General features: G+C 26.2%; 11 protein-coding genes. 10 read left to right on the forward strand and 1 reads right to left on the reverse strand.

Annotated features, from left to right (window positions below; translation table 11 throughout):
- The first annotated feature begins 24 nt into the window (after nt 1-24).
- The 5 genes from ABFX13_RS06020 (at nt 25) to ABFX13_RS06040 (ending at nt 5,344) form a co-directional block, all read left to right on the forward strand.
- Nucleotides 25-1,680, forward strand: coding sequence for a nucleoside kinase (locus tag ABFX13_RS06020; RefSeq protein WP_346043875.1), 1,656 nt, complete (start codon nt 25-27; stop codon nt 1,678-1,680).
- A gap of 95 nt (nt 1,681-1,775) precedes the next feature.
- Complete coding sequence (gene glsA, locus ABFX13_RS06025) at nt 1,776-2,693, forward strand: glutaminase A (protein WP_346043878.1); 918 nt, start codon at nt 1,776-1,778, stop codon at nt 2,691-2,693.
- Nucleotides 2,694-2,773: 80 nt separating this feature from the next.
- Nucleotides 2,774-3,337 (forward strand): helix-turn-helix domain-containing protein, encoded by a 564-nt coding sequence (locus tag ABFX13_RS06030; RefSeq protein ID WP_346043880.1) that lies wholly within the window; start codon nt 2,774-2,776, stop codon nt 3,335-3,337.
- A 78-nt stretch (nt 3,338-3,415) separates the two neighbouring features.
- Nucleotides 3,416-4,255 carry a deoxyribonuclease IV gene (locus tag ABFX13_RS06035; RefSeq protein WP_346043883.1) on the forward strand — a complete coding sequence of 280 codons (840 nt, stop codon included), beginning with the start codon at nt 3,416-3,418 and terminating at the stop codon, nt 4,253-4,255.
- 93 nt (nt 4,256-4,348) lie between these two features.
- On the forward strand, nt 4,349-5,344 hold the full coding sequence (locus ABFX13_RS06040; RefSeq protein ID WP_346043885.1) for an aldo/keto reductase: 996 nt from the start codon (nt 4,349-4,351) through the stop codon (nt 5,342-5,344).
- 36 nt (nt 5,345-5,380) lie between these two features.
- Here the strand turns inward: ABFX13_RS06040 and ABFX13_RS06045 are convergent, their stop codons facing one another.
- Entirely contained in the window at nt 5,381-5,785 is a 405-nt protein-coding gene (locus ABFX13_RS06045; protein ID WP_147547016.1) for a RusA family crossover junction endodeoxyribonuclease, read from the reverse strand.
- Between the two features lie 66 nt (nt 5,786-5,851).
- On the opposite strand from ABFX13_RS06045, the gene queG reads away from it, so the two are divergent.
- The 5 genes from queG to trmL all read left to right on the forward strand — a co-directional run bounded on the left by queG (nt 5,852) and on the right by trmL (nt 11,877).
- Nucleotides 5,852-6,745 (forward strand): tRNA epoxyqueuosine(34) reductase QueG, encoded by an 894-nt coding sequence (gene queG / locus ABFX13_RS06050; RefSeq protein ID WP_346043889.1) that lies wholly within the window; start codon nt 5,852-5,854, stop codon nt 6,743-6,745.
- A gap of 98 nt (nt 6,746-6,843) precedes the next feature.
- The gene (locus tag ABFX13_RS06055) at nt 6,844-9,060 is read left to right on the forward strand and encodes a Lon protease family protein (protein ID WP_346043891.1); all 2,217 of its coding nucleotides are present in this window, start codon (nt 6,844-6,846) and stop codon (nt 9,058-9,060) included.
- A 215-nt stretch (nt 9,061-9,275) separates the two neighbouring features.
- Nucleotides 9,276-9,929, forward strand: a complete 654-nt coding sequence (gene nth / locus ABFX13_RS06060) for an endonuclease III (protein WP_346043893.1) — start codon at nt 9,276-9,278, stop codon at nt 9,927-9,929.
- A gap of 2 nt (nt 9,930-9,931) precedes the next feature.
- Nucleotides 9,932-11,299 (forward strand): VanW family protein, encoded by a 1,368-nt coding sequence (locus ABFX13_RS06065; protein WP_346043896.1) that lies wholly within the window; start codon nt 9,932-9,934, stop codon nt 11,297-11,299.
- A gap of 107 nt (nt 11,300-11,406) precedes the next feature.
- A complete protein-coding gene (gene trmL, locus ABFX13_RS06070) occupies nt 11,407-11,877 on the forward strand; it encodes a tRNA (uridine(34)/cytosine(34)/5-carboxymethylaminomethyluridine(34)-2'-O)-methyltransferase TrmL (protein ID WP_346043898.1) in 471 nt (156 codons plus the stop codon).
- Nucleotides 11,878-11,938 lie beyond the last annotated feature (61 nt).

Raw genomic sequence — 11,938 nt, forward strand, 5'->3', positions numbered from 1 at the left:
GATTAAAAAGACAGGGAGGATTCTATGTGTAATATAAATGTCAAAATTGGTGAATCTAATTATAAATATAAAAAAGGCGTAATCTTAGAAAATATAGCTAAAGATTTAAGCAGTAAGTATAAAGGGATAATAACATTAGGAAAAATAGATAATAAATTGAAAGATTTAAGTACTGAGTTAAATAAAGATTGTAACCTTGAATTTATAGATACTACAATTGCTGATGGTATGAGGGTTTATACAAGAACATTATCTTTCATTTTTATAAAAGCATGTGAGGAGTTATATCCTAATTGTAAAGTTACTATAGAACACTCTTTATCTAATGGTTTATATTGTGAGGTTAAAATTGGAAAACAAAATCTAAATGATGAAATTTTAGATAAAATAAAAGCACAAGTTAAGTCTATAATAGATAGAAATGAAAATATAGAAAAGATAGTTACTAATAGGGAAAACGCTATAAAAATCTTTGAAGAAAGACATGATTATATAAAAGCTGAGCTTTTAAAATATAAAGAATACGATGACGTGAAAATATATAAATGTGGAAGTTATATAAATCATTTTTATGGACATATGTTACCATCGACAGGTTGTGTAACTGTATTTGATATAAAAAAATGGAAATCTGGCGTTGTTATACTAGGACCTAGTAAACTTGATAAAACTAAAGCTCAAGAATTTATACCTCAGCATAAATTATCAAATATATATAAAGAATCTGAATTATGGTCAGATCTTATAGGTGTAGGTGAAGTTGTAAGTCTTAACAAAGCTATAACAGAAAATAAATATAGTGAGATAATTAGAATAGTAGAAGCTTTACATGAAAAAAAGATATCTCAAATTGCAGATATAATAAAAGAAAATAATAAAAGAGTTATATTAATAGCAGCTCCATCATCATCAGGAAAAACAAGTTTTGCTCATAGATTGTCAATTCAATTAAAAGTAAATAATTTACATCCAGTACCTATATCTCTAGACGACTATTTTGTTAATAGAGAAGATACACCATTAGATGAATTTGGTAACTATGATTTTGAATCTATATATGCTATAGACTTAGATTTGTTTAATAGTGATTTAGAAAAATTACTTAAAGGAGAAGAAATAAAGCTTCCTAAATTTAATTTTAAAACAGGTAAAAGAGAATTTAGCGGGAAAACATTAAAAATAGATAAGGATCAACCAATTATTTTAGAAGGTATACACGCTTTAAATCCTATGCTTACTAAAAGTATAGATGAAAAAGATAAGTTTAAGATATATATAAGTGTTCTTACTCAAATAAATCTAGATAATCATAATAGAATACCTACGACTGATTTAAGGTTAATAAGACGAATAGTTAGAGATTACAACTTTAGAGGTTATAGTGCGGAGAAAACTATTTTAAATTGGGATTCTGTAAGAAGAGGAGAAGATAAAAATATATTCCCTTATCAAGAAGAAGCGGATATAATGTTTAACTCAGCTTGTTTATACGAACTAGCTATACTAAAAAAATATGCTAAGCCACTTTTAGAAGAGATAAAAGATGATAATGAAGCTTTTATAGAAGCTAATAGGGTTCTTAAATTTTTACAATACTTTGTAGAATTAGATGATGAACTAGATATACCACCTACGTCTATAATAAGAGAATTTATTGGAGGTAGTAGAATCGTTGATTAAGATTGAAATCCTGGGAAGTTGACATAATCCCAGGATTTTTTGTATTATATTTAAAAGAGTATTGAAGCGTTATAAAAAAATAAGGAGGAATGCGTATGGAAAATGTATTAGAAAAAATACTTGAAGATAACAGAAAATATGCAAATTATGGACAGGTAGCATCATATATACCTGAGCTTAAAAAAGCAAGACAAGATGATTTAGGAATATGTATGATAGATATGAACAATGTTGTTCATACGGCTGGAAACTATGATAAAAAATTCACTATACAGAGTATATCTAAACCTATTGTTTTAGCTTTAGTACTTAGTGAAAGTGATTGGGAACATGTATTTTCTAAGGTGGGAATGGAGCCTAGCGGAGATCCATTTAACTCAATAATGAAATTAGAAACTAATAACACTAAAAAGCCATGTAATCCAATGATAAATGCAGGGGCTATAGTTACAACTTCTATGATAAAAGGTAAAGACCTTAAAGAAAAAGAAGAAAAAATGTTAAATTTCTTTAGAAAATTAGCTAAAAACGATAATTTAAAAATAAATTATGATGTATATGAGTCTGAAAAGGCTACGGGAGATAGAAATAGAGCTATGGCATATCTTTTAAAAAATGATGGATTTATAGAAGGTGATGTGGAAGAAGTATTAGACTTATATTTTAAACAATGTTCAATAGAAGTAGATTGTGTAGATTTAGCTAGAATGGGAGTTAATCTAGCATCATATGGATTAGATATTGAAACTGGAAATAGACTTATAGATGAGAGAATATCACGTATAGTTAAAACTTTTATGGTTACATGTGGTATGTATGATGCATCAGGAGAATTTGCAATAAAAGTAGGAATACCTGCAAAATCTGGTGTTGGAGGCGGTATAATGGCTTCTGTACCTAAGAAGATGGGGATAGGTATATATGGTCCTGCTCTTGACAAAAAAGGCAATAGTATTGCTGGTATAAAAATACTACAAAACTTGAGTGAAAAATATAAAATAAACATATTCTAAAATAGAGAATTTTTTGACAATTACTGCTTGGTAATATATAATTATTTATATAATTAAATATTTTTATGGGTGGTGGGGGAATGAAAGAAGTATTAGTACTAAGAGATTTAGAGTGTATAAAAGCTATTGCACATCCAAGAAGAATAGATATATTAAAAGCATTCAAGGCAACTCCATTATCAGCAAAACAATTATCTCAATTATTAGACGAACCACATGCAAAGATAAATTACCATATAAAAACTTTATATAAAGTTGGAGTTTTAGATTTAGTAGAAGAAAAAGTTAAATCTGGAATTGTGGAGAAATATTACTATCCTACAGCTAAACATATTGTAATAGGTAAAAAAGCTTTGGATTTTAATGATGACCTAGAAGAAATGGATATGGGGGATATCTGTATATCTAAGTTTGAAAATATGAGTAATTCTTTTTATAAAGCTATTGAAGAAAATACTATAGAGGATGAAAATATAGCTAGCTACAACCAAGTATCTTTAAATAAAGATGAGATTAAAGAACTAGTAGAAACCATGGATTTAAAAATAAAAGAAATTATATTAAATAGAAAACATGAAGAATCGGAAACTAAATATAATTTATCTTTAATTACTATACCCGTAGAAGAAAAATGTAGAGTATAAAGTATCAACAAACTTGTTGATACTTATTTTTTTGGGTATATTAATAAAAATGAATATAAATTAGTAGGAGGAAAATTAGTGATAGTAATAGGACCACATATATCAATAGCAAAAGGATTTTCAAAAGCAGCTCAAAGTGCTGTAGACATGGGAGCTAATACTTTTCAATTTTTTAGCAGAAATCCAAGAGGAGGAAATGCTAAAGCTTTTGATGAAAGAGATATAATGAAATTTCAAGAAATAAGAAAAGATAATAAATTTGGGCCACTACTAGCGCATGCACCATATACTATGAACTTAGCAGGGGTTAAAGAAGAAGTATATGAATTTGGGAGAAAGGTAATTAAAGAAGATATACAAAGAATGGATTTACTAGGAATAGAATTTTTATGCTTTCATCCAGGAAGTCATGTAGGTTCAGGTGTAGAAGTTGGAATAGATAAGATAGCTAGTGCATTAAATGAAGCGATAACAGGAAATGAAAATATAACTGTTTTACTTGAAACTATGTCTGGTAAAGGCAGTGAAATAGGATTTACTTTTGAACAAATAAGAGAAATTATAGATAAGGTAGAACATGATGAAAAAATAGGAGTATGCTTAGATACTTGTCATATATTCTCTGCAGGGTATGATATAGTAAATGATTTAGATTCAGTGATAGATAAATTTGATAAAATAATAGGTTTAGAAAGGTTAAAAGCAGTACATCTTAATGATAGTATGATGCCTTTTAAATCTAAAAAAGATAGACATGCATGTATTGGTGAAGGAGAAATAGGATTAGATGCAATTATAAGATTTATAACACATCCAAAATTAAAACATTTACCATTTTATCTAGAAACACCATTAGAAGATGAAGGGCACAAAAGAGAGATTTTAATGATAAAAGATATTGTTAAACAAATACAATAAATTAATATATAATATATGTAGGGAATAAGACGATATTTTAATTAAAATATCGTCTTAATTTATAATATGAAAAATTAATAATGGGGTGAATATGTGAGAAAGTTAGGAAATACTGAAATAAAAATTAATAGAGTTGGATTTGGGGGGATTCCTATACAAAGAATAACTCAAGAAGATACCAATTTAGTTATAAATGAGTTGATAAATCAAGGAGTTAATTTTATAGATACAGCTAGAGGGTATACTATAAGTGAAGAATATATAGGTAACGCTATAGATGGAAAACGAGATAAGTTTATATTAGCAACAAAAAGTATGGCTAGAACTTATGATGCTATGGTGGAAGATGTAAAAAAAAGTTTAAAAAATCTTAAAGCTGATTATATAGACTTATATCAATTTCATAATGTTAAGCCAGAAGAATATGATAAAATATTTAATGATGATATGGCTTATAAAGCACTTTTAGATTTTAAGAAGAAAGGTCAAATAAGATATATAGGAATAACAAGTCATAGTATAGATACTATAAAGAAAGCTGTATATAGTGGAAAGTTTGATACAATACAATTTCCATACAATATAATAGAAGATCAGGCAGATGAAATATTTAAGGAAGCTAATAAAAGGAATATAGGTATAATTGTTATGAAACCTTTAGCTGGAGGAGCTATAGATAATGCTAAACTGGCTATAAAATATATTTTATCTAAGGATTATATAGATGTTGTAATTCCAGGTATGGATAGTGTAAATCAAGTTATAGAGAATACATCTGTGCTTAAGGATTTAAATATAACAAAAGAAGAAGAAACACTTATTGAAGAAATAAGAAATAATCTAGGAGATAAATTTTGTAGAAGATGTGAATATTGTATGCCTTGTCCAATAGGAATAAATATTCCACTAAACTTTTTATTAGAAGGATATTATAGTAGATATGGTTTAAAAGAGTGGTCAAAAGGTAGATATAAAGGTTTAGAAATAAAAGCATCTGATTGTATTGAGTGTGGTAAATGTGAAAGTAAATGTCCGTACAATTTACCAATTAGAGAAATGTTAAAGGATGTATCTAATAAATTAGATTAAAAGTAAATCCACCTAATGATTTTTAGGTGGATTTAACTATAGTTTTGAAATAGTATAATCTACTTTATATTGAGATAAAGGATATAACTCTATCTCAACACGAGGATTTTCTTTATCTATAAAATCAAATAAAAGTACAGGTTTTAATTGTTTATCATTTTTTATAATGCCACTTTTTTCTATACCATCACATATACTTTTAGGATAGTTATGTAAGTCACCCATTCTTTTATTTGGAAAATATAACTTTAATATAGTAATAAGATCTTCTTCTATGCAAGGACCATCATACTGAGTATTTATATATCCTGCAATCATATTTTCATAAGCTAAATATTTAGAGTGCTTACCTTTAGAAGGCATCCATGATTGACCATGAATATTATGAAGCTTAAAGTTAGACTTGCTTATTGGTCTTCCTGGAATTACTAATTTTATCAATAATATCACCATCCTTTATACTTTAGTTATTATAAATGTAAATATACATTAATGAAAGGAAAACTTATGAATAGTAAAGATTTAAAAGAGTTTTGTTATAGTATAGGTATTAAATGTGTCGGAATTGCAGGAATAGGACCATACTATGATTTAGAAGAAATAATAAAAGATAAATTAAAAAAAGGGTACTTTACAGGAATGGAAGAGTCATGTATAGAAAAGAGAATTGACCCAAGAAAAACTATGATAAATGCGGAGTCTATAATTGTTTGTGCTTTCCCTTATTATGTAAAAGATATAGAAGATTCTAATATTTCTAAGTATTGTTATGGAAAAGATTATCATATAGTAGTAAAGGAAAAGTTAGAACAAATTGCACAATATATAAAAAGTAAACATCAAAACTTTGAATATATGATGTTTGCAGATAATGGACCACTTGTAGACAGATACTTAGCTAGTATATCTGGAGTTGGTTATTATGGAATAAATAATAACATAATAACCGATGAATTTGGGTCATATGTATTTATAGGATATATAATAAATAACTATAAATTTGAAAATGATAATGTGGAAAAAAGAACTTGCTTACAATGTAAAAAGTGTATAAATAGTTGTCCGGGTAAAGCAATTTTAGGAAATTTTGAAATGAATCCAAAATTATGTTTATCTTATATAACACAAAAAAAAGAAGAACTAAGTGAAGATGAGATAAAGGTTTTAAAAGAAAATAAAAAAGTATTTGGATGTGATGTATGTCAAGATGTGTGTCCCCACAATAAAAATATATCAACAACTAATATAAAAGAGTTTTATGAAGATTTAATGTTTAATTTGGATAAAGATGAAATTGACAGTATATCTAATAAAGAATTTAAAAGAAGGTATAAAGAAAAAGCTTTTAGTTGGAGAGGTAAAAAAATAATACAAAGAAATATGGAGATTTTAGAAAAGTAAAACTTTTAACTTTTATAGTTAGAAGTTTTTTATTTTTTACTTAACATTTAATATATATAAAACATATTATATAAAAAGGAATTGAAAGGGGGATGAATATGATTAAATATTCTAATACCTCTGAACTAGAGGGCTTAGGGGAAATAATAGGGCAAGAAAGTGCTATAAAAGCTATGGAACTTGGACTTAAAATAGATAACCCTGCATATAACATATTTGTGGCTGGAGACAGTGGAACTGGAAAAACTACTTATGTACTTAATGCTTTAAATACTTATGCACAAGAAAAAAATGATCATAAAGATTGGTGCTATGTATATAATTTTGAAAATAGTAGAGAGCCTATAGTGGTGGCTTTAGATAAAGGTATAGGGAAATTATTTAAAAAAGATATGGAAAAACTTATAGAAACCTTACTTGATGAACTTAAAGATGCATTTGAAAGTGAAGAATTTGAAATGAGTAAAAATGAATTATTAGATGATTATGAAATTGAAAAAGAAGCATTACTTCAGAAAATAAAAAAATATGGAGAAGAAAAAGGATTTAAATTAAAAAGTAGTAAAGTTGGAATGATATTTACCCCAGAAGATGAATCTGTAGATACGTCTTCTGAAGAATTTTACAAGGTAAAAAAAGAACTAGAAAATGCTGCTATACAAGTTGCTTATAAAATTAGAGACATAGAAGAAGATGCAAAAGAAGCTTTACTAGATTTAGAAAATGAGATAGGTAAATATATAGTAAATCCACATATAGAAAATTTAATAGATAAATATGGAAGCTTTGATAAAATAAAAAAATATTTAGAGGACACTAGAGATGATATATTAGAGTATGTTTATTTATTTTATATGGATGAAGAAGAATTAAAAGATAAATACGACAAAGAACATTTTACTAAATATAAAGTTAACTTATTAGTTGATAATGGGCTAGATAAATCTGGAGCACCAGTAGTAGTTGAAATAAATCCAAGTCCTAGTAATTTATTTGGTAAAGCTGAATATGAATATTATAATGGAACTGTAAAAACAGATTTTACAAAATTATTACCTGGAGCAATGCATAAAGCAAATGGAGGATATTTAGTTTTATATGTAGATCAATTACTAAGATATAATTTATCTTGGGATATATTGAAAAAAACAATTCAACAAGGTGAAATAACATTAGATACACAAACAGCAATAAAACCTGAGAAAATACCTGTAAACGTAAAAGTAGTTTTAATAGGTAGTAATTATATGTATAATTTAATGTATAATTATGATTCTGAGTTTAATAAGTATTTTAAGATATTTGTAGATTTTGATAATGAGATGAAAAAAGATGAAAATAATGAAATGAGGTTATCAAGATTTATAGCATCATATTGTAATAAAAACAACTTAAAGCACTTAACTTATAGTGGAGTAGAGCAAATTATAAAATATAGTACTAGAATAACTGGGGATAGAGAAAAATTATCAACTAAATTTAATAAAATAGTAGAAATCTTAGTTGAAGGAGATGCATATGCAAAAATAAGAGGTGCTGAGTTTGTAGATAAAGAAGATATACTAAAAGCTATAAGAGAAAGAAGAGAAAGATTTAGTAAAATAGAAAAGAAAATGGATGAATCTCTTGAAAAAGGTTTTACTCTTATATCAACTGAAGGTTCTAAAGTTGGAGTAATAAATGGATTATCAGTACTTAATATGGGAGAATATTCTTTTGGAAGACCATCGAGAATAACTGTAACAACAGCTCCTGGAAGTAATGGTATAGTTAATATTGAAAGAGAAGTTGAAATGAGTGGACCTATACACAGTAAAGGAGTTCTTATATTAAATGGATTTTTACTAGAAAATTTATCTCAAGAGTTTCCGTTATCTTTAAATGCCAATATTTGTTTTGAACAAAATTATGGAGGCGTAGATGGAGATAGTGCATCGGGAGCAGAGTTATATGCTTTATTATCATCGTTAAGTGAAATACCTATAAAACAAAATATAGGAGTAACTGGTTCTATAAATCAAAAAGGTGATATACAAGTAGTTGGTGGAGTGACTGAGAAAGTAGAAGGATTTTATTATACATGCAAGAAAAAAGGTTTAACAGGAAAACAAGGAGTTATACTTCCTAGAAATAATTTAAGAAATTTAGTGCTTTTAGATGAAATAAATGATGCTATATTACAAGGTAAATTTCATATTTATCCTGTAGATAGAATAGAAGAAGCAATTGAAATCTTAACTGATAAAACATTTGATGAAGTAAAGCAAGCTGCTATATACAAGTTAAAAATATATAGTGAATTAGATAAAAAATAATTTTTAAATGGATTGTGTATTTTTAATACGCAATCCATTTTTTTTTAAAATAACAAAATATTACTAATCAATAAGTTAAATTATATCTATATTATGATAAATTTTGATAAATAATATAATTAGATACATCAAAATTAATTTCATATGTTTAAATAATAAATAAAGTTGTTATATATTATTATATATCAATCACAATATAAAGGGGATTTTTTAATATGGCTAAAGCAAAAAAGAAAAACAGAGAGAATATAAAAAAGATATTAGATATATTAGAACAAACATATCCGGATGCTGAATGTGAGTTAAATTACACAAATGCATTTGAGTTGCTTATTGCTACTATATTATCTGCACAATGTACTGATGTAAGGGTAAATAAAGTTACAGAAGAATTATTTAAAAAATATAATAAACCAGAAGATTTTGCTAAATTAAGTACAGCTGAAATTAGTGAAGAAATTAAAAGTTGTGGATTGTTTAAAAGTAAAGCTCAAAAAATAAAAGAAACATCAGTAATACTTTGTTCTAATTATGGTGGAGAAGTTCCAGATAATATGGAAGAGTTAATAAAATTACCTGGAGTAGGAAGAAAAACTGCTAATGTAGTATTAAGTAATGCTTTTGGAGTTGATGCAATTGCAGTAGATACTCATGTATTTAGAGTATCAAATAGAATAGGATTAGTAAAAACTGATACTCCAGAAAAAACAGAGTTTGAACTTATGAAAGTATTACCTAAAAAAAGATGGTCTAAAGCTCATCATCTAATAATATTTCATGGAAGAAGAATATGTAAAGCAAGAAAACCAGAATGCAATGTATGTCCAATAGTTGAATATTGTGACTATTATCAAGAAGGGAATGACTGATATTGAAGAGACATAAAATTTATTTTCTATTAATAATATCCATACTATGTTATTTTGGATTAATTGGAAAATCTTATGCAATTAATAAGGAAAGTAAGATATGTAAAAATGTATATATTGAAAATATTGATGTCTCGGGATTAACAAAAAGTGAAGCTGTAGATAAAATAAATAGATTGGTGTGTAAAAGTAATAATATTAATTTATTTTATAAGGATAAAAATTATAATCTTAAATTAGAAGATATAGGATTTTACTACAAAGTTGAAGAAGTTATAAAAAAAGCTCATGAAGTAGGTAGAAATAAAGATATTTTATCTGATATTAAAACAAAGATGAATTTATATTTAGGCGAAAAAGTAAACTTTAAACTAGATGTAGGTTATGAAAAAAATAAGCTAGAAACATATATATCTAATTTAGCTAAAGATATATATGTAAGCCCCATAGATTCTGAGATTAAATTAAATGAAAATAAATTTAAAGTCAGCTATGAAAAGAATGGTGTTGAAGTAAATAAAAAAGAATTATTTACTTTGCTTGATAAGAAAATAATAAATAAAGATTACTCTAAATGTTATATACCTACGTCTATAATTACTCCTAAATATACATTTGAGAAATTATCTAAGATAAATACTATTTTAGGAACGTATGAAACGGAATTTAATTCTAAAAATAAAAACAGAGTTAATAATATTACAATTGCTACAAATAAAATTAACAATACATTAATAGATTCTAATGAAAAGTTTTCTTTTAATGAAACCACAGGAAAAAGAGATATAGAACAAGGCTTCAAAGAAGCTCCAATTATATTAAATGGAAAATTAGAACTAGGAATGGGTGGAGGTATATGCCAAGTTTCCAGTACTATATATAATGCTGCACTTTATTCAGGATTAGAAATAATACAAGCTAAAAATCATAGTATTCCAAGTAGTTATATACAAAAAGGAAGAGATGCAACGGTATCATATGGAAATATAGATTTGATATTTGAAAATAAATTTGATTCTCCTATACTAATACAAAGCAAAGTTGAAAATAATAAGATAATATCTACGATTTATGGCAATCATGAAGATAAAAAATATATAGATATAAAAACAAATATAGTTGAAACAATACCTCAAGAAATAATAGTTAAGAGAAGTGATAAATTATATGAAGGGAAGACTAAGGTTGGGGAAAAAGGTAGAAGAGGATATAAAGTTAACACATATAGAATTTATAAAAATGAAGATGGAAGTGTAAATAAAGAAGAACTTATAAATGAATGTTATTATCCACCTAAAAATAAAGTTATTGTAAAGGGGACAAAGAAAAAACATAATGATTTAAATAAAACAGATGTTAAAATAATATAAATCTCCATAATTTGATGGAGATTTATATTATTTTAATGTAAAGAAGTTTTTAGAAATACAAACTTTTTGATATAATTATTTTTATAAAGCATTAAGGAGGATTTTTTATGTCTTTAAATATAGTATTAGTAGAACCTGAAATACCACAAAATACAGGGAATATAATAAGAAGTTGTGCAGCTACAGGAACAACACTTCATTTAGTAAGACCATTAGGGTTTTGTATGGATGATAAATATTTAAAAAGAGCTGGTTTAGATTACTGGGATTTAGTAGAAATAAAATATTATGATAGCTTTGATGAAGTAAGAGAACAAAATCCAGATGCTAAGTTTTTTTATTCAACAACAAAAGCTAAACAAACACACTCTGATGTAAAATATGAAGATAATTCATTTTTAGTATTTGGAAAGGAAACAAAAGGACTACCGGAAAGTTTAATAATGGAAAACTTAGAAACTGCAATAAGAATACCTATGGTAAATATAGAAAAAGCAAGATCGCTTAATTTATCAAATAGTGTAGCTATAGTATTATTTGAAGCATTAAGACAAATAGGGTATCCTGATTTAAGATAAAGTGTGTAATAAATAAATATATTGTGTACAATAAAGAAGGTAAGAAATCTAATTATGATTA

The organism is Paraclostridium tenue (assembly GCF_039521565.1).
GTDB lineage: Bacteria > Bacillota > Clostridia > Peptostreptococcales > Peptostreptococcaceae > Paraclostridium > Paraclostridium tenue.